Source organism: Gemmatimonas sp. (assembly GCF_031426495.1).
In the GTDB taxonomy this organism is placed as follows: Bacteria; Gemmatimonadota; Gemmatimonadetes; order Gemmatimonadales; family Gemmatimonadaceae; genus Gemmatimonas.
In genome coordinates, this window is the sequence record NZ_JANPLK010000021.1 from 1 (window position 1) to 21,987 (window position 21,987).

Genomic DNA, 21,987 nt, shown 5'->3' on the forward strand with positions numbered 1-21,987 from the left:
CCCTCTCGAGAAAGCTGTCCACCCCCCCGTTTATTCAGGGTCTATGTTTGGTTCCCGCCCCCTACCACGGCATATGACCCCTTTAAACTCGCTTCCCTGATCCCCGCCCCCCTGCTCGCTAGGGAGTTGACAGTTTCAATCCCGCGATGCGCCCGTTACTTCCCCGCGTCCAAATCATTCCAATTCAGGATCGCGTTGAACCCGAGGAAGTACGTGCCCTGCGTCTGCCATCTCCAGAACGGCCGGATGGCGAACATGACCACGTGTCCCTTACCCACCGGCGCGTCCACCAACTGAGCGCGATTGGCGAGCCCTTCGCCGTTCGCGAGGGTGCCGGAGAGCAGCATGTCGGCGGCATTCGCCGGGAACTGCATGATCACGCGCGGGCGCGAGCCATCGATGCCCGTCGCTCCGCCGAATACAGACCCGCCCGCGCTGCCAAGCGCCCCGCCAGCAGCTCCAGCACCGCCACGGCCATCCTGACCTGCCCCGGCACCTGCGGCGGCCCCAGCGGCGGCGCCACGGCCCGCAGCGGGCATCGGCGATCCGGTCGAGTCCGTCGCACCGAAGGTCCACGGCGAAATGCGCAGCGGCACCGCGTTGGGTGTGATGTTCTGGCTCAGGGCCGACCCGCGGCCACCGCCACCGCCCGCGAAGAGGCCGGCCGAGCCAGCCACCGAGAGCACGGGGTCTTGATTGAAATACACCGGCAGTTGCGCGTCGAAGCCGTACGACAACGGGCTGGTGCGATCGGTGACCACGCCGCGCAGAATGGTGCCGCGCGCGAAGAGTCCGGCCGGCGACTCCACGGTGATGCCACTGGTAAGGTTGTACGCCGGGAAGATCGTCGTCGTGGAGCCTTCCACGATCAGCGTGCCACCAGCCTGCACGAACTTGTACAGCTCGGTCAGACCTTCGATACCCATGCCGCCGCGGATGTCGTCGGCGCTGTCGTTTACCCCGAGATTCGGCGTGGCCGCCGACTTCTTGTACGGCAGCGGCGTATCGCCCGACTTGATGATGCCCGCCACGTGCGACTGCGCGCTGCCCCCCACGCTCGGGTAGATGATGACGTCGTACTTCGCGCGAAGATTGCCTTCCCGGAGCTTGATGTCGGCGAAGTACGTGTACGGCACGCCATACGTGTCGAGGGCCGCCCGCACCCAGCCTTCATCCTGCGTGCGCTGCCAAGCATGGATGTAGCCGATCCGCGGCAGATCGAGGTCGTGCATCTTCACGGCCGGTGCGGACGCCACGGCATAGCCACTCAGCCCCAGCTCCTTCAGCGTCGGTTCGAGCTTGGCACGATCGGCTGCCGGCACGATGAATGCGCCCGCGCGGAACGTGCGACCCGCCGCCGTGAACTCGGCTTCCGCCGCCTGCATGCGCACCGTGGCGTGCGTCGTGCGGAACTTCATGAGGTTGTTGTCGGTGGTGTGATCGACGATCAACACCGGTCCCGTGCCCTCGATGCCACCGGTCGCGTGCACCTTGGCCGTTACCGCCGTCATGCCCTGCGCCAGTATGCTCTGCTCGGCCACCGGCAGCACCGCCACGTTCCGCATGTACTGGAACGTCCATCCCGTGTCATCGTACGGACTCGGGTTGGACGGCGAATAGTTCTGGATCGAGAAGTACATGTCGGCGAGCGTGCGATACGGCTGGTCGCCACGCACGATGTAGTCGCCGGCCTTCACCGCCAGCGATCCCACCGTGAACGCGCTGTTGGCCGTGTGCACTTCGAGACCCTGCTTCCGTAATTCGTTCACCGCGTCGGCGGCGTCGGCCTTGCGGCGCTGCGTGGCGGGAATCACCCAGGCAAACGGACCGGCGCCTGTCTTGCCCTTCTCCACGGCACGCTTGTTCTTGAGCCAGTAGTTCTCGAGATACAGTGACTTGTTGTCCGCGAAGTGCTTGAGCGAAAAGAGCACCGCCGACTGCTGGATGTTCGTGTTGTTGCGCGGGCCCCACTTGATGTACGGCAGCGGCGGATTCGGCCGGAACCACTCACGGCTCGTGGTCGTCGCCGGCGGACGCACTTCGTAGTTGTCCGGGCCGTAGCTCTGCACTTCGTAGAAGCGACCGATCGCGTTCTTCGTGTGCGCCGCGAAGAACATGTAGTTCGGCGTCCACCCATCGTAGAAACCGTACGTCCACACGCCCGGCACGCCGCGCTTCGTCAGCTCCTGCACGTCCACCTGGGCCATCATCCACCATTCGGAGACCGTGATGGCGTCGATGGCATCGTTGTACGGACCGGTACCCGTACTCGAGTACAGATACGTGACCGACTCGTGCAGATCGTGCATGACCTGCGGCTTCCACTGCAGGAAGAAGTCGTTCACGTTCTTCGTGAGCGACAGGAACTGCCCCATGCCGTCGCGATTGTTGTCGTGCGCCACGTACTTGCCCCAGTACATCAACGGCAAGCGCGCCGAGCCCGGCGGCAGCTTCTTGTTGTAGTAATATGTGTCGACCTGCTTCTCGCGGCCGTCCACTTCGATCACGGGCGTGATGAACGTGATGATGTTGTTGCGAATCTGCCGAATGAACGGCGTCTCTTCCACGATGAGACGATACGCCAGCTCCTGCAGCATTTCCGGACCGCCGGTCTCTGGCGAGTGAATGCCGCTGGTGAGCCAGTACATGGGCTTCGTGGCGCCGATCAACCGTCGGGCGTCGGCCTCGCTCGTTTTGCGCGGATCACTCAACGCAGCGATGTCGCCCTTGAACGTGTCGAGATTGGCGATGGTGGCCGAGTCGGCAATGGCCAGAACGACCATGTCGCGCCCTTCTTCGGTCTTCCCGATCGTCCAGTACTTGGCGCGCGGCGACGCCTTGTCGAGCGCCTCGAAGTAGCGGTGAATGTCCTTGGCGTACGTCAGCTCACCGGGCGTGCCCACAATACGGCCGTGGAACTTGAGCGGCGTCGGTACCGTGGCCGACGACGGCAAGTGGTCGACCAATTCAGTGGTGATGCGAGGATCCTGCAGGAACTCCTTGATCTTCGCGGTATAGGCCTCGTCGATCTGCTGCGCGGCGGCACCCGCTACGCCCTGCCCCTCTGCGGGCAGGGCCGCGGCGATCATCGCCACCGCCAACGCTGCACGCCATCGATGCATCCTGCCGACCATGTGCCATCTCCTCAAGAATGTGGGCCACCTGCTGCATGGAGACTACGCGGCACATGGCGCGAGCGCTCATGCGGGCGGCCGCTGGTGCACATTTATGGCTGCCTGTTGGAGCCGACCGCTCCGTCCCCTACGTCCACATCGCCGCCATGCGCTCTCTACTATTTACCGTCCGTACCATCGCGCTCGCCGTCGGTCTCCTTGCGATCACGAGCCCTGCCCGCGCCCAATCGTCTGGGTTCTCGACGACGCCGTCACTCCCTTGGCCTCCCGTCGCGACCTTCTCCATCCTCGGCTACGACCCGGCCACCGGTGAAGTCGGCGGCGCCGTGCAGTCGCGCGTGTTCTCCGTTGGCAACGGCGTGCTCTGGGCCGAAGCCGGCGTCGGCGCGGCGGCCACACAGGCCATCGTGGATGTGAGCTACGGTCCGCAGGCCATCGCACTCCTGCGCCAGGGTGTGAAACCGGCCGACGTCGTGAAGCGCGTGTGGCAGGGCGACCCCGATCCGCGGCCGGTAGACTGGACCAAGGAAGGCCGTCAGTTCGCGGTGATCGATGCGCAGGGCAACGTGGCCGCCTACACCGGACCCAAGGCCACCGACTGGGCGGGTGACAAGCAGGGAAAGTTCTGCACCGCGCAGGGCAACATCCTGGCCAGCGCCGAGGTGGTGAGCGCCATGGTGAGCGCGTTCGAGAACACGACGGGGCATCTCTCGTTGCGGCTGATGGCCGCGCTCGAAGCGGGCCAGATGGCCGGCGGTGACAAACGCGGCATGCAGTCGGCCGCGATGCTGATCGTGAAGAAGGATGGCGGGGTGTGGCTGCACAACGACGTCGTACTGCGCCTGCAGGTCGATGATAGTCCGGAGCCGATCAAGGAGCTACGCCGCCTGGTGGACAAGGCGGCGACGATGCGGAGACCGCGCTGATGCTTCGCCGCCTCGGCCTGGCGATTACCAGCGCGCTGCTGCTTGGTGCGTCGACGGTTCACGCGCAGTCCACACAAACAGCGCCGATCGGTTTGAAAACGCAGTATGTGATGCTCGTGATTTCCGACGGCGTGCGGTGGCAGGAAGTGTTCGCCGGGGCCGATGCGTCGCTGATGGGCAAGGCCGGTGGCGTGTCGGACACGGCGTCGCTCCGTCGCGACTTCTGGCGCGACACACCGCAGGCCCGACGGCAGGCGTTATTCCCGTTTTTGTGGGGCACCCTGGCCACCCAGGGGCAGATCTTCGGCGACAGCGCGGCGGGCAGTCAGGCGCGCATCACCAACACCATGAAGTTCTCGTATCCGGGGTACAGCGAAACGTTCACCGGATTTGCCGACCCGCGCATCGACAGCAACAATCATCCGCCCAACGCGAACACGACGGTGTTCGAGTGGCTCAACCGCGATGCCGCGTTCACCGGGCGCGTGGCCGCCTTCGCGACCTGGAACGCATTCAGTCGTATTTTCAACGCCGAGCGCGGCGGGCTGCCGGTGTACGACGGTTGGACACGTGGCGTGGCCCCGTCGTCGTCACCGCGATCGGTGCTGCTGCGCGATCTGTACGCGACCACGATTCGTGTGTGGCCCGACGTGGCTTTCGATGCGCTGATGCAGCAGTCACTGCTGGAATATCTGGGCACGCACGATCCGCGCGTGCTGTTCGTGGGCTACGGCGAGACTGACGAGTGGGCGCACGCCGGCAAGTACGACCTGTACCTGCACTCGGCGCGCAACATGGACGCTTATCTCGCGCAGTTGTGGGCGCGGGTGCAGGGTGATCCGCGCACGCGCGACAAGACCACGCTGCTCGTGAGCACCGACCACGGTCGCGGGTGGGGACGCGAGTGGACCGACCACGGGAAGGAGGTGGCGGGCGCGGAGTTCATCTGGACGGCGGTGATCGGCCCGGATACACCAGCCCGCGGGGTGCGCGCCAACACGCCGGTGCAACAGGCCCAAGTGGCGGCCACGATCGCGGCGCTGTTGGGGCGGGATTGGCAAAGGGCGGAGCCGAAAGCGGCCCCGCCCCTCCCCATCTTCCGTTAGGTGCTCGTCAGCACCTAAGTGACGCGTCACTGAGCGCGCGCGGGGGCGTCAGGCACTGTGATGCCCGCCACCTGCAGCGACTTGAGCAGCGCCGGCAACCTGGCCGACTTCACCGACGCCACACGCGCGCCGTGCTGTTCGAGTTCGCGCGTCAGAACGGCCAGCATGGACTGCTGCGCCGACGACAGCGGGAAGCTGCTGTTGAGTGCACTGTTCAACAGCGCCGCACGACCGGTGAACGATCCGTCGGCCTGACCCGACGCGCCAACATCGTCGTCACCACCCGGCGGCGGACCACCGGCCGGCGAACCGGCAGCGCCGCGAGGACGCGCGCCTGGAGCCTGACCGACTTCCTTCACGTAGCTCACCAGTTCCTTGTCGATCTCCGCGAGGTTCTGCTTGAGCTCCGGCGTGAGCTTCGCGCTGTTGGCTTCGGCCGCCTTCTTCACCTCGGCAAAGCGCGCCACCACACTGTCGCCACGCGTCTGCTGCGCCGTGACGGCCTTCTGGAACTGCACCACCTTGAACCGGAAGGCATCGAGCGCCTTGAGTTCGCCGTCGGACATCGCCTGTTCCGTGTCTCGCAGCAGCGTGAAGCGCTGGGTCAGCACGGTGCTCGGGCCAGCCTTCGGCGTGATGGTGAGTCGCGCGGTGTACGGGCCGGGTGCCGCCGTGTAGCTGGGCGTACCGCCGCGACCAAAGCCACCAAAGCCGCCACCGAATCCACCACCGCCCACCGCTGAGACGCGTCCCGCCGCCAGGTTGCTATCAACGGCCGCGGTGAGCGGTGCCCCCACGCGCATGTCCCACACCGGCCGGAACAGGCCGGTACGACGCGGCACCGGAAGTTCGCGCACGATCCGTCCACCACCGTCGATGATCTCGAGCTTCGCCTTGTCGTCGAGTGTGATCTTGTTGATGAGATACGCGACACGTACGCCGTTGTCCGGGTTCTGCCCCGTGAATCCGGTGGAGCCCATGCCCGAATTGCGGCTGTTGTTGAGCGTCATCGCAATCTCGTTGCGCGCCGGGAACAGATATGCCATCTCCGCCCGCTTCGCTTCGGCCAGCTTCTCCAGCGGACCGAGGTCGTCGAGGATGTACACCCCACGACCGTGCGTGCCGAGCACGAGATCGTTCCAGCTCTCCTGAATCTGCATGTCCCACACCGGCACACCGGGAATGCCGCTCTTGAGCTGCGTCCAGTGCGCGCCGTTGTCGACGGTAAAGAATGCGCCGAATTCGGTACCGACGAAGAGCAGATTCGGCTGACGGAAATGCTCGCGGATCACCTGCACCGAGCCGCCGTCGGGGAGGTCACCGGTGATCGACGCCCACGTGCGGCCGAAGTCGGTGCTGCGCATGACGTACGGCTTGAAGTCGTTGCTGCGATGGCCGTCGAACGTGGCGTAGAGCGTGCCTTCGCTGTGCGTCGAAAACTGCACGCGGCTCACGAACGTGGTGTCGGGCACGCCGGGGAAGGTGGCGGTCTTCGTCCACGATTTGCCGTCGTTCTGCGTGACCTGAATCAACCCGTCATCGGTGCCGACGGCGAGAAGTCCGGCGCGGCGCGGCGACTCGGATACCGTGGAGATGTTGCTGAATTCCGCGGTGCCTTCATGCAGTCCGAGCACGTCACGTGACGGAACGGCGCCGCGCATGGGCAGACTGTCGCGGTCGACATTGCGCGTGAGGTCGGGGCTGATCGTCGTCCATGAGTCACCGCGATCGGCGCTCTTGAACAGGTAGTTCGCCGCCATGTACAGCGTGCGTCCGGTGTGCTTCGACGGCACGATCGGCGCGCTCCAGTTCCAGCGATGCCGTTCGCCGTTCTTCGGATACGGCTTGATGCTCTTGGTTTGCCCGGTGCGCGCGTCGTAGCGCACGACGCCGCCGTTCTGTGACTCGGCGTAGGCGATGTTGTGGTCGAGCGGATCCGGCACGTTGTAGAAGCCGTCACCGCCGGCCATACGATACCAGTCAGCGTTCGACGGACCGAAGGCGTTGCGCGTGCGGCTCGCCCCCCCCCACGTCTGATTGTCCTGCAGTCCGCCGTACACGTTGTAGAACGGCTTGGCGTTGTCCACCGCGATCGCGTAGAACTGCGCGCCGACGATGTTCTCGACGTTGTACCAGGTGCGACCACGATCGTATGAGATATCGACACCACCGTCGTTGCCGAGCACGATGTGTTCACGATCTTCGGGATTGATCCAGAGCGCGTGCGCATCACCGTGCACGCCGCCACCACCAGCGAAGCCGATCCACGTCTTGCCGCCGTCGTACGACTCCTGCGAGTTCGCATTCAAGCGATACACATGCTCGGCGTCGGTGGGGTCACAGCGCACCTGACTGTAGTACCACGCGGTGCCGTTGCTGCTGTTCACCAACTTCCACGTGCTACCGGCGTCGTCGCTGCGATAGAAACCGTTGGCGGCCGCCTTGGCATGCACCGAGGCGTACACCGTGCTCGGCCGCGAGCGGCACACCGTGAGGCCGATGCGCCCGATTTCACCGGTGGGCAGACCGCTGGCAAGCTTGGTCCAGGTCCTCGCGCCATCGGTGGTCTTCCAGATGGCGCTTTCGGTACCACCAGGAAGGAAGCCGTACTCGCGACGCTCACGCTGCAGCGATGCCGCATAGAGCACGTCGGGGTTGGCCGGATCCATCACGAGTTCGGTGAAGCCGGTCTGCGCGGAGATCGACTTGGTGTTCGTCCACGTCTTGCCGCCATCGATCGTTTTGAAGAGACCGCGTTCACCGCCCGGCCCCCAGAGGGGACCCATGGCGGCCACGTACACAATGTCCGGGTCGCGTGGATCGATGACAATGCGACCGATGTGCTGCGTTTTCGGCAGCATCGCCTTCGACCACGTCTTGCCGCCGTCGGTGGACTTGAACACGCCTACACCCCACGACGAGCTGCGCATGTTGTTGGCCTCGCCGCTGCCAACCCACACCACGTCACCATTGGACGGCGCGGCGGCGACGGCACCGATGGAGCCGACGCCAATGGAATCGGACACCGGGGTCCAAGCAAGACCGCCGTTGGTGGTCTTCCAGACGCCGCCGGTAGCGACGGCGACGTACATGGAGGTGCCGAGTCGTCCGCCGCGTAGCGTGCGCGGGCCTTCGACGACGGAGACATCAGCGATGCGGCCGCTCATGGAGGCCGGGCCGATGGCACGGAACGCGAGGGGACGCACGAGCAGCGAGTCGGCGAGTGCCGACGGCGCTTGAGCCGCTGCCACGGCGGGGAGTGCCGACGCCGCGGCCACGGCGAGCGCGGCGACGGTGCGGCCAGTGGAGCGAACGAACAGGTGAGGCATGGCGAATTGAGACGGGGAAACCCGACGGACCGAACGGCCGTAGACAGAGAAAAGTACGCTGCGGAACCACCTCTCGTTGTGTCCTCCCATGCCAACGCCTCTTCGCACGCCCTCCCCGCGCCCCTTCGGCGATGCTCCGGCTGGTTCTCACCACGCGCCTTTCCACTTGATGCCGCGACGACAGCGCGACCGGACCCGGTCCCGAGCCACGACGTGAGTCAAGAGCGACACCGAGCGGGGATGGTCGCCCGATGGCCGGTCCGTAGCACAATCGGTCTCAGTGCCTCGCGAGCCGCACCAGCACCGACTCCGCCTCCGCACGCAGGCGGGAGGCCTCGACCCTACGCCCGGCGTGGACCAGCACGCGCGCCAAGGTGAGTTGATCATTCGCCACGTCTGGGTTGGCCAGTCCAAGGACACGCCGTTTGGCCGCCACCCCCGCGCGGAGGAGCGGCAGCGCCGTCTCGGTGTGTCCGGACAGGAAGTGCGCGTAGCCCAGGTTGACGGCGCTGTTCGCGCTCTCCGGATGTCCGGCGCCAAACGCGATCACATGATGCTCATACGCGCGGGCGTAGAGCACGGTGGCGTCGGCATATCGGCCGTCGTCGCGCTGCACGTGGGCCAGATTTCGCTCGAGTTGCGCAAGTCGCGCCATGTCGAGCGGGACGCGCGACCGTTCCACCTGCAGCAGCGCCGATAACACCTCGCCGGCCGCAGCGCGACGCCCTTGCTTCTGGAGTGCCGCACCGAGTGCATTCAGCGCCGACGCGGAGTCGGCCCGCTGGTCGAGGGGCAGCGCTCGGATGATCGACACCGCTTCGCGCGCATGCCCTTCCGCTTCGACTGCGCGCGACTGGTTCAACCGAACATTGGCCAAGTACACCAGCGAGGCCGCCAGATCGGCGTTTCGTGGTGAGCGACTCGCGCGCCTCAACGCCACGGCCGCCGCGGCGGCATCGCCCGCCCGGTTCCAATCACCCAAGCCGAAGTAGGCGGGCGCGATCGCACTGTACAGCTGCGCACGAATTTCCGGTCGATCGCGCAGGCGCCCCTCCATGTCCGCCGTGCCTCGGTCGAGTACCGCGCGCAGTGACGGGGCCGGTGCGCCCATCTGGTACGGATCGGGACTTGAAAGCACGTGCTTCAGGAATTGCGTCACTTCGATCGCCTTGTCGCGCTCAGTGCGAAGCGTTCGCGCCTGCTCACGCAGCACCACGGCCTGCGCCTGCAGCTGCCGAGCCTGTGCCGCGGTGAACACGGTGAACCCCGCCGACACGACGACCGCGAGGGCGGCCGCAGTGAACGAGAGCGGATGTCGCGCCATCAACCTGCGCACCCGGTACATCCTCGAGTCACGTCGCGCATGTACCGGGAGTCCACGCAGGTGGCGACGGAGATCGACCGCCAGCGCATCCGCGGTCAAGTAGCGCCGCGCCGGCTCGTCGTCGATGGCGCGCACGATGATGGTGTCGAGGTCTCCACGCAGCCGACGGGCGAGGCGTGCGGATTGCGCCGCATCGATGGCCAACGTGCGCGTTGCCACGTCAGACGGTAACACGCCGACGTCTGGCAAGGCGCCAGTGAGCAACTCATGCAACAGCACGCCGAGCGCGAAGACATCACTCGCCGTCGACGGCGACTCGCCACGCTTCTGCTCGGGTGAGGCATACGCCGGAGTCATGGGCTGCCAGCCCGGACGCGTACGATTCGCGACAGGCCGGCCGGGATTGCCCGCGCCGATACCCCCGGCATCGAGCAGCTTGGCGATGCCGAAATCGAGTAGCGTGGGACGCCCATCGTTGGTGACGAGAATGTTGGCGGGCTTGAGATCACGATGCACCACCAAGCGTGCATGCGCATGTTGCACCGCGTCGACGACTTCGCAGAACAGCGCGATGCGTCCTTCAATCGAGAGCGACCTTTCCTTGCACCAGACATCGATGGGCACACCGGCGATATAGTCCATGGCCAGCCACGGCGTATCGCCGTCCACGCCGACATCCACCAGTCGTGCAATCGCCGGGTGCGACAGCGACGCCAGAATGCGTCGCTCATCGAGAAACCGGCGCATACTTACGGCGTCCAGCGCATCGGCATGGCGCATGAACTTGAGCGCGACCTGCATCCCGACATCGCACTCGGCGCGCTCGGCCAGATACACCACGCCCATACCGCCACGACCGATCTCGCGCAGCACGCGCCATGATCCCACCTGGGCGCCCTGAGTTCGCTCGGCCGATTCGCGCGACGCGGGCGACGACGCGCCGAACGACGAGGAGGTGGCCGCACCCGTCGCGACGGCGTCTTCAAGGACACGCCGGATCACTGACGTCGTGAGCGGTACGTCGAGCATCGCGGCCGCGTGCGCACGCCCGTCGCGGCCATTCGTCGCGGCGTGCGTGCACGCGCGCAGCCAAGCCAGCGCGGCGTCGCGTAGTGCCAGATCGCCGGCGCTGTGCGCATGCACGACAGCCTCCCGTGCTTCTGCGGGTGCATCCAGCGCGAGATCGATGATGCGTTCGAGATGATGCCAGCGCGCGGGACTGTCACCACGCAGACGTGCCAACGACGAGGCGGCCAACGAGACCTCGTCCGCAGCCTGCGGTACGGTCATCGTGCGTTGCATGGCGTGACCTGCTCAGGGCCGGCGAGCACGGCATGCAGCCAGCCGCGCGCTTTCACCCAATCGCGCCGAACCGTGCGCTCGGTGATCTCGAGCGCGTCGGCCGTTTCCGATTCGGTCATGCCGCCGAAGTACCGGCACTCCACCACGCGCGCCAACCGCGGCGCCACCTGCGCCAGGGCGTCGAGCGCCTCGCTCAGCTCTATCAACTGCGTGTCGCGCTCGCGCCCACTTTCGAGTGCCTCGTCGAGTGTCAGCGGTGCCCGCGCACTGCCGCGCTTCACCGCTCGACGCTGGCGCAAGTGATCGATCAGGACGCGCCGCATCATCCCGGCGGCGGCGGCCATGAACACCGGCCGATCGGTCCACGACGTTTGGCGCTGCACGACAAGACGAAGAAACGTTTCGTGCAAGACCGCACGCGTGTCGAGCGTTGCGTCCTCGCCAACGCGCCGCAGTTCGCGACGCGCAATGCGGAGCAACTCACCGTAGTGCACGCTGGCCAGCTCGTCGAGTGCGAGGGCATTGACCGCCAGTTCGGGCTGTACCTGAGCCATAGAGTGCATTTCGACTGACATGTCCGGTTTCGGGACCGACTGCCGCGATTACAGGCGGAAGCACGCTGCAGCACGTGTACGAGGCCAAGATGTGCCCCGCCGATGGCATGGGCAAGAGTTGCACGCGGCCATCCAACACGTGTCTGTGATTCATGTTACACGCTGAACGACGTTCGGCGGCTCGTACCAACGGAGAAACCGGATGCCAGCGAAGAAGTCGGCAACGCGTAGCGACCGCGTCGACAAGGCCAGCGTGGTAGGCGAGGCAATGGCGGCCGCAAGCGCTGCGGCTGAGGCTGCACGTGTCGTGCCGATTGTGGTTACGGCGCGCCGACCGGACGATCTCATGATCGCCGACATCCGGCTGACGAACTTGAAGGTCGTTCCCGGCGCGAATCCCATCCTCACGCGCCGTGAGTCTGGCCAGCACGCGTCCATGGTGCTGCAGCTGCCGCCACAAAGTTTTGGTGAGGAAGCGCTCCTCGATTCGACACTGCCGGAAGTCAACGCAGACGCCAGCGCTGACTTCCCGAACGCCGATGGAAAGCAGACGTTTGAGCAGAACGCGCAGACGGCGCCGGCGCCCGGCGCGACACGCATCCGGATGAGCGGCCCGAGCCGCCTCGCGTTCACGATGCCGCTGAATGTATCATCCATTCCGTTCACGCTCGAGGCCATTCTCGCCGCCTGTCGCACGTGGCCAGCACGACGCGCGCTGACCGCGCTTCATGCCCCGACTGCACTCGCCGGCGGCGCCATGAATGGGAGCGTGGCCTTTCTCAAGGGCGCCGTCGCATCCGCCGAGTTCGACGTTATGCGCCGAACCGTGGCGACGGCGCTCGAGGACTTAGGCGTGCCAGCGGCCTCGGCGCCGATCGCCGCTGCGGGCGATGCGCTCGTTCCCACGATATTGACGGCGATGCGCGGCACCGACGACGTCGCCGGCGAGCGCGCCGTCGCGCAACGCCTCTCCACGCTCGTGGACGCCATCGTGGCCAGCTTTCCCGCGCTAGGTCGCGATTCGCGAACGCGGGCATTGGTGGAAACCGGCATCGGATATGAGGCCACCGCGGGTCTTGCCATGAGCGCCGAGGCGTCGCGGCCAGGCGTAGTGGGCCATCGCGTCCCCATGCTCTCCGCGTTGTTTGCGCCGTATCGCCCCGGGCAGGATATCACGGCGATCGAGATGCCGTACCGGCTCGTGCTCTCTCCGGTGGGCGAGATTGTCTGGAATCACGCGACGTCGTCGGTGGCCAAACAGGGTCGCCACGAGCTGTGGCATACGCGACTAGATCGCGGCGGCAACTTGGGCGCCACCGAGCGGCAGGCAGACGTTCGGGCCATCTGGACGGAAGATTATGGACGCAGCGATCTCGCCGTACTCGTGAACGAGCAGCGCCCGTTCCGTATGCCGCTCGACCCCCTGGATCGCGATCTGCTCGTGCGACTCTCTGCGGGCTTCAAGGAGAAGCTCGACGGCGGCGATCCGTACACCCCGCGGCCGCTGATCTCGCGCCGGTTGATCCTCACCGCGCTCGGCGGTTCGCTTGACGCGGCGGGGACATGGACGCAGCGGCCCGGTGGAATCGATCTCGAGCAGTGGCAGCACCGCATGTCGCTGGGGCGCGACCATTACGTGCGTGTAGTCTACGCCGGCTTCCTGATGCCGTTCGGTCATGCGGCGTCGCTGATCAAGGTCACGGAGCGCAAATTCGAACCGGTGGACGCGCAATTCCCGCTGCGGCGTCGGGTGGCCCGACTTCGCCAACGGTTCTTCATCGTCGTGCGTGAGACGGTGAAGACGTTCGACGGCTCGCGGCACATGTCAGGCGGCCACGCCTTTCCCTTTACATCCGTCGAGCTGCTCACGAGCGTGACGCCGAATCTGTCGGCGCCCGACGAGGTCGGCTGCCGCGTGAGCCAAGCCGGTGGCGTGCTGTACGCCACATCGTCGGCCCCAGACCTGTTGACGCATCGGGAAGCATTCTGGCCGATGGTTAACGAGGGTTTGGAGAACTTCCGTTTCAGCCTCGCCGCCACCGATCGAGACGGACGCCGCACCACATTTGCACTTCCCCTGATGTTTGTGGCCGGTCGTGCGAACACGGCCAGCCGCACCGTGGGTGCGCAAAACGTGAAGTTCAGCGACAGCCTCCGCGCCGGATACAACGTGGAGGCCGACCTGCGGCGACAGGCGAATATCGGTGGCGAGAGCATCTGCTATGCGCCACCATCTGCCGATGCCATGGGCGATCCCCGCCTTCCCACGGCAACGTTGCGCTTCGCAGCGGGTCGGGTCGCCTCGGACTCTACCTCGCAGCTCAACGCCTATCCGGAAGTGGAGAGCGCGTACGTGGCGCTCCGTGCGGTGCAGCGCATTCTCGGGCGGGATGATGCGACGGTGCACGTGGAGTATGATCCCATTTACGCCACGCAGGGCTTCGGCCCCGGCAACACGGGCGAGCTCTTTCTGGCGCTCACCAGTCAGAACCCGTCGTGGGACGTCAGCTTCGGCCCGTCATCGAATGCGTCGCGCACGGATGCGGTGGGCGCGATCGCGTCACCGTCGATGCAGATCAAGGGCGTGTCCCGGCGCATCGGCATGGCATCGGACCTGGGCGCCGTACAGAGCAACACGTTCACACCGTCCAGCTTTTTCAAGGATGCGCGCATCCTGGGTGGCATAAAGCTCGAAGAGATCATCGAACAGGTGACCACCGGCCTCTCCGGCCCCAACGTGCCCAAGTTCGTGACGCGCGATCTGCCCGCCACAGGCGGGGCGCCGGCTCGCACGGAAGCGCGTTACGACTGGAATACGGTGATGGGCAGGCCCGATGCATTGGGCATTCTCATTCCCCGTGCGGACGGTGCAACTGCATCGGCGTTCATCATGAGTGCGGTGACGACCGCGCGCGTCGGGCAACCCGACAGCGCGTCATCCGTGATCACGTCGGTGATGAAGAATTTCTCGGTGAACATGTGGGGCTTCATCGTCCTGCGCTTCAACAGCCTGCGCTTCGAAACGACCGACGGTCGCAAGCCCGATGTCACCGTCGACATGCACCCGACCGATGCCGTGATGTTCGGCGGACCGCTCAACTTCGTCAACAAGCTGCGCGAATTCATTCCGTCAGACGGATTCTCCGATCCGTCTGCGATTCAGGTAACCCCCAGTGGAATCTCGGCTGGCTACTCGCTGACGCTGCCGAGCGCGCAGGTCGGCGTGTTTGCGCTGTCCGGGCTCAGTATCGGTGCCCGCTTCGAGCTGCCGTTCGATACGCAGCCTATGTCGGTCGCGTTCAACTTCGCAAAACGGGAAGATCCGTTTTCGCTGACCGTTTCGCTGCTGGGGGGCGGTGGATTTCTCATGATCGGCGTCGGCGCCGATGGCGTGCGCGAGATCGAAGCGGCGCTCGAAGCGCAGGCGCGGCTGAGCATCGACCTCGGCGTGGCATCCGGCTCAGTCGAAATCAGCGCGGGCATCTACTTCCACTGGCTCACCGCGGCGGAGGGTGACGGCGCCGTCGAACTATCCGGCTACGTGCGCCTGCACGGTGAGCTGAATGTGATGTGCATCGTGTCGATGTCACTCACGTTCAACCTCCAGCTGGGAATCCAGAAGCGTGATGACATGCTGGTGGTATTTGGCGAGGCGACGCTCACGGTGGAGGTGGAGGTGCTGGTGTTCAGCGGCGAAGTCACCGTACGGTGTCGTCGCGAGTTCAAGAATCCGGAAGCTGATCCGACGTTCGCACAGCTCGTGACCGGGCTGCCCACGTGGGAATCGTACTGTCTCGCCTTCGCTGCGGAGTAGTTGCGTATGCCGGTGCAATCACTCATCTGGACCGTGCTCCCCAACGGCCTCACCGCCGACGGCCGCGACGTCCGCTTCTCGCTGCTGCTGTCACCGCGCCTCGAACCGCAGAATGCCGCACCGCGCGTGTCGTCGTTCGCGGACTTCGCCAATTGGCCGGCGACGCTCGCGCGCGCGAAGATCACGGTTTCGTTCGGTGACGCGGCCATTCCGATCGAGGCCGCGCATGTGGATGCCTCGATCGGCGTGCCCGACTCGCAAGTGTGGTTGGCCATGTTCCCGGCCTCGACCGCCGTTCGGTCGTTCAAGATGACCGACCACACCGCGACCAGCGTGCTGTCGTTCGACGCGGTCGCGATGCACGACGTGGTTCGCAACGTGTATGCGTCGCTGACCGCGTCAGCGGGTGAAGAGTTGCCGTCGATCAGCGAGCTGCGCGAGCAGTCCGCACTGAAGCCGGTGATCGAGGGCGTAGCCGCTGTCGACGGATTTGGAGGCAGCCGGAAGACGCCGGTGCGTGACATCGGTGGCGAGTATGGGGAATTCACGCGAAGCGGATTCAAAGGGCTCAAGGGCGCGGGAACAATGCTGGCGACCTTTCAGCTCTTCCACACGCCGTTGTCGAAGCAGAGCAGCCAAACGCACACACCAGCCGACGAGCGAAACGCCGTCACGTGGCGAACCCACGAACGCGCTGAAATTGATGCAGCGGACTTCGTGGCGTCGCTCGACTTTCACCGCATCGTCTCCGCGATGAATCAGTATCCCGTGCTGCTCCGCAAGCTGGGGCTGGTGCTCGATTACGTAGTGCCCGTGAGCGGGTTACGCCGCACCGAGGATGCGCCACTGTCGGTGCGCGTGGATCTGCCGCCGGGCATCGAGTCGCCCGGCGCGTCCAATGCGGTCACGCGGCGCGATGCGGCACCGCAGACCCGGGCAAGTTTGAGCGATTCGCGCTTCGAGCCCGTGTCGCGTCCCGCGGCCGACACCAAGAATCTGCGCGTCCGCAGTCGGCTACTCCGGATGGATCCGGCGCGTGTGGCGCTGCTACAAGCAGATGTCGATGGCTCCGCCCTCAAGCTGATGAATTTCGCGCGGAGCCTGGTGGCGCATGAGGCGACCGCGCGACAGGTCGACGCCGTGTCGAAGCTGCCGCGCCGTACCGGTGCGCCGGCGCTGCGCAATGGGGGACTGATGCTCGTGCATCGTGGCCGCGGCGCGAGCCTCACCGATGCGTTCGGGCGGAATGACTCGCTCAATACGCGGATGGAGCAACTGCTTTCCCGACGTCGTGGTGCGGTGGCCAATCTCTTCGCGGAAGATCTCGTGCGTGGATGGCGGCTCGATGTATGGGACCAATCCACGACGCAGTGGCGATCGCTCTGTGAACGCCTAGCCGGTTACACCATAATAGGCAACGCGCTCTCGCTGAGCGGCGTGCGCGAAGAAGGCACGCTGCGACTCGCGGCAACCAGCGCCGCCGATGGCAGCAACCCGAATATCATGTCGCTGCATGAAATCATGGCGGTATGGCGTGGCTGGAGCCTCGTGGCCCCCGCACCCGGCCTGTCCGTGGGAACCGATGACGAGGTGGCCGATCCGTCGCCCGTGGTTCCCGACGGTATTCCGCTCCGCACGTCGTTCGTGGCCGCGCCCGGGACACTTCCGCGTCTGCGCTATGGACGGGTGTACGCCGTGCGTGCCCGCGTCGTGGATCTGGCGGGTAACTCACTGCCGCCGAGTACGAGCAACTATAGCGGTGACGAGGAATCGCGAGAGTCGGCGGCGCCGTACTGGCGTTACGAGCCTGTCGCTCCACCGCTGTTCGCGTTGGTCGGTGACGCCGGATCGGTCGAATCACCCGGGCCGGGTGAGTCGATGGCGCGCATGGCGATTCGTACGTTCAATGACGTGTTCGATGATCCGACGCCATCGGCTGAGATTGCACGCCGATGGTCGTTGTCGCCGCGGGTGTCGCAACGTGAAGCGGAGTTGCACGGTGTGTGCGACGGACCGGGCTGGGGAGGCGCCGCGCAGTATGCGCTGCTCTCCACGCGGGACGCGGAGCCTCCGGTGCTCAAACTCGCAACCCGAGGCGGCGGCGCGGTGTCGTACACGGCGCTGCCGGCCGATGCGGTGGCCCTGCCCTATCTGCCCGACGCGCTCTCCACGAGAGTGGCTGCCAGATTACTCGACTATCCGTGGAACGGCCCCCCGGAGCTGATCACGATCCCCCTCTACGCCGCGGGGGCGAGCTGGCCCGACGTGTCGCCAATCCTGTTGCGTGTGTACGAGGCCGAGCGTGAGCGGCCACGATTCGACGACGCGACGCGCACATTGCTAATTCCGGCGCCGAAAGGGCTGCGCGCGAGATTGCGGCTGTCCGCTATGCTCGATGACGACGCGCTGGCCCTGCTCGGCGTGTGGAACTGGGTTCCGGCGGCCGAGCGAACGGCAGCGCTGGCTCGTCGTGCGCGCGCCGGTGCGATCTGGTCGCTGACCCCGTGGCGCGAGATGGAGATCGTGCACGCCGTTCAGCGTCCGCTCCGCACTCCCAAAATAGACGAGTTGATGCTGGAGCGTCCGCGTGGCGCGACGTGGGTGCGCCCGAGCGTGAAGGCCCGCGTGCACCGGATGACCACCGATCGCATCGATCTGATGGCGGCGTGGAATGATCCGACAAATGGTGGAGTGCTCGGCTCACCGGGCAATGCCGCGAAGACCGATCTGGCGTTTTCCGTCAAGATCACCGACCCGCAGGGGTACGCGGGCATTACACAGCACATGGTGCCCGACGCGTCGCAGCCCGATCGGATCGTCTTCGGTCCCGTGCTGAATGCGGTCTTCGCTTCCGAGACTGAGGCACGTCCTCAGGTACACGACTTCGGTGACACACGCTATCGTCGCGTGGAGTACCGACTCGTGGGCACGTCGCGCTTTCGAGAGTACGTGCCGGCGCCGGTGCAGACGCCGGACCCGCGTGAGCCGCGGGGACTTCCTGCGGGCGAGCGCGACGCGGAACGCCTCACCGTGACCAGCGCGGTCGAGCGGGTATGGGCGCCCAGTTCGGCGCCACCGCCGGCGCCCGAGGTGCTGTACGTCGTGCCCACCTTCGGCTGGACACGCGCATCGCGCGAAGACGGTCGCCAGACCAGTTGGCGGCGCGGCAGCGGACTACGCGTGTGGTTGGACCGTCCGTGGAATGCGTCGGGATATGGTGAGATGTTGGCCGTCGTGCTTCCCCCTGAGGGACAGCCGATCACGCCGGATGCGGCGCCGTACAAAGACGTGGTCACACAGTGGGGGAACGACCCGGTCTGGACGTCGCCGTACGTGGACGGCGTGGCACCGGTGCTGTCGCGCTTTCCTCGCGCGCGTCTCGGTCCGGATGCCACGGGAGCGTGGTTGCCGCCTGATACGCCGGCGGTCGAAGCCGATCAGCCGGCACATCCCTTCCGAACCCGCAGTATTCCGCACGCGGGGTTACCCGTTGGCTGGGGACTTGGATTGGTGGATGTCGCGCCGCACGATGTAGCGTGGGACGCCGACCGGAAGCTCTGGTACTGCGATATCGAGATTCGTCATGGCGAGTCGTACTTTCCGTTCGTCCGACTCGCGCTCGCGCGCTATCAGCCCACGTCGGTGGACGGCGCGTGGCTGTCGACGGTCGTGCTCTGCGAGTTCTCGGCGCTCGCGCCCGACCGCTGGTTGGCAGTGCAGCGGTCATCCGCGACGAAGCGGGCGGTTACCGTGCACGGCCATCGGCCCGAGCAGTCGTCGGGATACGCCGAAGCTTGGCAGCGTCACACCGAAGCCATTGGTCCCGATGGCGAGATCCGCTACTTCATTCCCACGGGGATCGCGAAGACCAATGTCGTGGAGGTGTGGGTCGAACAGCTCAACCCTGATCGTGGTGAAGACTTCGGCTGGGTCCGCGTAGCCGACAGCGCGATAACGCCGCCAGCGCGCGCGCGCCCGTCCTCGCGACCGCGCAGAGTGGAAGCGCGATCTGACGACGCGCGAGCGGAGGCGGCCGCGATCACGATCGTGCGCAACGCCGCGGGCGAGCCGCGCGCCCGGGAACTGGTGGAACGGCGCGACTACGAGGCGGTGGTGGCGGAGAATCTGGTGGACGCCACCATGGCCTGGCCGGTCATGTGGGACGGCACGGTCACGCTACCGGAAGTGCCGTCGGCGGCCAAGCGATTCCGCCTGGTGGTGGCGGAGTACGAGGAGTTCATCACCGACGAGGCCGATCCCTACGATGGTACGCTGACGTCGAAAGGACGTCGCCTGGTGTACGTGGAACACGTCGAGTTGACGTAACCGCCGCGTGCGCTAGTGCCCGTGGTCGGCCATCGCCGCGCCACGGGCCAGCGCGATGTGGTGTGCGGCGTGATGGTCGCCGGTGGCCATGAGGCCGATGAAGCCGAGCCCCCGGAGCTTCGCCACGGCGGCGGCATCGCTGGTGTCGGCCGCCGTGACGACGAGGCGAACGCCGTCGGGGAGTTCGGTGCGCACCACGCGCGGGCCACCGCCGTTCATCACCAGCGCCGCGTGCGCACCCGTCATGCGTTTGATGGCCGCGATCGCGTCACCGGTGCCGCGCACCAGGAATTGCGCACCACCAGCGACGGGCGTGGACACCACGCGACTGCGCAACGTCACCAGGTCCATGTCGACGAGATGCAGGCGCAGGCGCTCGATATTGACCTTCGACCAGTCGGTGTTGGCATCGGCCTGCAACATCGCGACGATCTCGGCGATGGCCGCGAAGGCCGCCTGCCCTCCCTGCGTGGGGAGTTGCACCGCGGCCGGATGGGTCATCCCCGGGGTGTGCGCATGCTCCTGGGCCGCCAGCGTCGTGGTGGAGAGCAGGCTGGCGAGCACGATCGCCGCCGCGCCTGCTGATGCGAAGTGAGGACGGCGCATGAAGACCTCGAGCAGAGTGATGGAATGGTGAATATGGAAGATACCTACGGCGCGGCAGGCTGACGAGCCGGCCTGGCCGACCGGTCGCGCTCCTCTTGCTATTATAGATATACGCACTTATGTATATCTGTATATGCAAACATCATCACTGTTCCCGATCGCGCTGGCGGCGGCCCTGCTGGCCGTCCTGCCGACGTCACCAGTGCGGGCCCAGTCGGCGCCGCTCTCGCTCGGCGAGGCGATCCGCGAGGCCGACCATCACGCGTTCGGCAACCGGATCGCCGCTGCCGCCACGGCCGGCGACCGGGCCCGCGCCCGCCTGCCGCTCAGAGGCATTCTTCCCTCGGCCCGCCTCGAAGCCGGGGTGATCCGCACCACCGACCCCATCGGGGCCTTCGGGACCACGCTGCGTCAGCGGCTGGTCACGCCGGCGGCCTTCGAACCCGCCAAACTCAACTACCCCAGCGCGGTCACCAATGCGCTGGGTGGGTTGGTGCTCGAGGTCCCGCTCGTGAACGGCGACGCCTGGCTAGGTCTTCGCGCGGCGCGAGCGGCGGTGGACGCCAGCAAGGCCGCCGGCGAGTGGGCGGCGGTGTCGACCCGCGCCGACGTGGTGCGTGCCTACTACGGGGCGATTCTAGCCGAGGCCATGGCCGGCGTGCTCGCGCAGGCGCAGCAGGCCGCCGACGCCGGCGTGCGCCAGGTCCGCGCCATGGTCACGCAGGGATTAGTCACCAAGGCCGACGCTTTGCAAGCCAGTGTTCGCGCGTCCGACGTGGCCGCCCAGCTGCTCGGTGCCCGCAGCGACGCGCTGTCGGCACGACAGCAGCTGGCGCTTCTGCTCGGGCGTACGGGACCCGAGCTGCCTACGTTGCCCAGCGCGCTGCCCGATGATGCGGCGGTCGTGGCGCTCGCGGTGCATGACAGCGCCGCGGCCAATACGGCGGTCGGCGCGACGGACGGCATCGGCCAGCTTCGCGATGATGTGCGCGCAGCGCAGGCCGGTGTGACGGCGGCAGGTGCCGACCGACGCCGCGCCGCCAGCACGCTGTTGCCCCGGGTGAATGGCTTCGCCCGTTACGACTGGAACGACACGCGCACGGTGTACGCGGGTCAGAAGAACTGGACCGTGGGTGTCATGACCTCGTGGTCGCTGTTCGGCGGCAACGCCGAATTGGCCGATGTGGCGGTCACCACGGCGCGCTCCGATGCGGCGCGCGCCGGCCTCGATGCCGCCCGCGCGCAGAGCCAACTGGAGCGCGACGACGCGGCGCGGCGCCTCACATTGTCGCTGCAGCGACTCACGTTGGCCCGCGACGCGGCCGAGCAGAGTCGCGAGGCATCCCGCTTGGTCCAGAAGCGCTACGACGGCGGGCTAGCCACCATCGCCGAATTGCTGGCGGCCGAGACATCGACGACCGGCGCCTCGCTCGCCCATGCCGCCGCGCGCTATGCCGTGATCGACGCGATCGCCACGTGGCGGCGCGCCTCCGGTGGCGACCCGGCCGTTCTGACGGCACTCGACTCTTCCACTACGACGGCGCGCTGATGCGTCCGAACCGATAT

At 66.3% G+C, this 21,987-nt stretch carries 10 protein-coding genes; 5 read left to right on the top strand and 5 right to left on the bottom strand.

The genetic code is table 11. The features are described from left to right. Positions 1-155: 155 nt before the first annotated feature. Positions 156-3,134: a M14 family zinc carboxypeptidase gene (locus tag RMP10_RS06415; RefSeq protein ID WP_310569542.1), complete on the bottom strand. Its 2,979-nt coding sequence runs from the start codon at positions 3,132-3,134 to the stop codon at positions 156-158. 146 nt (positions 3,135-3,280) lie between these two features. On the opposite strand from RMP10_RS06415, the gene RMP10_RS06420 reads away from it, so the two are divergent. Together RMP10_RS06420 and RMP10_RS06425 are read left to right on the top strand one after the other, a co-directional pair. Then, positions 3,281-4,060 (top strand): DUF1028 domain-containing protein, encoded by a 780-nt coding sequence (locus RMP10_RS06420; RefSeq protein ID WP_310569543.1) that lies wholly within the window; start codon positions 3,281-3,283, stop codon positions 4,058-4,060. After that, positions 4,060-5,166 carry a hypothetical protein gene (locus RMP10_RS06425; RefSeq protein WP_310569544.1) on the top strand — a complete coding sequence of 369 codons (1,107 nt, stop codon included), beginning with the start codon at positions 4,060-4,062 and terminating at the stop codon, positions 5,164-5,166. The genes RMP10_RS06420 and RMP10_RS06425 overlap by 1 nt, the downstream gene beginning before the upstream one ends. Positions 5,167-5,192: 26 nt before the next feature. On the opposite strand, the gene RMP10_RS06430 is transcribed toward RMP10_RS06425, so the two are convergent. The 3 genes from RMP10_RS06430 to RMP10_RS06440 form a co-directional block, all read right to left on the bottom strand. After that, the gene (locus RMP10_RS06430; RefSeq protein WP_310569545.1) at positions 5,193-8,495 is read right to left on the bottom strand and encodes a hypothetical protein; all 3,303 of its coding nucleotides are present in this window, start codon (positions 8,493-8,495) and stop codon (positions 5,193-5,195) included. A 277-nt stretch (positions 8,496-8,772) separates the two neighbouring features. Further along, positions 8,773-11,121, bottom strand: coding sequence for a serine/threonine-protein kinase (locus tag RMP10_RS06435; RefSeq protein WP_310569546.1), 2,349 nt, complete (start codon positions 11,119-11,121; stop codon positions 8,773-8,775). Beyond that, positions 11,106-11,675 (bottom strand): ECF-type sigma factor, encoded by a 570-nt coding sequence (locus RMP10_RS06440; protein WP_310569547.1) that lies wholly within the window; start codon positions 11,673-11,675, stop codon positions 11,106-11,108. Before RMP10_RS06440 ends, RMP10_RS06435 begins: the two co-directional genes overlap by 16 nt. 202 nt (positions 11,676-11,877) lie before the next feature. Here RMP10_RS06440 and RMP10_RS06445 point away from each other — a divergent pair, with 202 nt between their 5' ends. Continuing rightward, positions 11,878-15,489, top strand: coding sequence for a hypothetical protein (locus RMP10_RS06445; RefSeq protein WP_310569548.1), 3,612 nt, complete (start codon positions 11,878-11,880; stop codon positions 15,487-15,489). Between the two features lie 6 nt (positions 15,490-15,495). Beyond that, positions 15,496-19,815: a hypothetical protein gene (locus tag RMP10_RS06450; protein ID WP_310569549.1), complete on the top strand. Its 4,320-nt coding sequence runs from the start codon at positions 15,496-15,498 to the stop codon at positions 19,813-19,815. Positions 19,816-19,827: 12 nt separating this feature from the next. Here RMP10_RS06450 and RMP10_RS06455 read toward each other — a convergent pair whose 3' ends face one another. Further along, entirely contained in the window at positions 19,828-20,421 is a 594-nt protein-coding gene (locus RMP10_RS06455; RefSeq protein WP_310569550.1) for a hypothetical protein, read from the bottom strand. A gap of 133 nt (positions 20,422-20,554) precedes the next feature. Here RMP10_RS06455 and RMP10_RS06460 point away from each other — a divergent pair, with 133 nt between their 5' ends. Next, on the top strand, positions 20,555-21,970 hold the full coding sequence (locus RMP10_RS06460; RefSeq protein ID WP_310569551.1) for a TolC family protein: 1,416 nt from the start codon (positions 20,555-20,557) through the stop codon (positions 21,968-21,970). Positions 21,971-21,987: the final 17 nt, after the last annotated feature.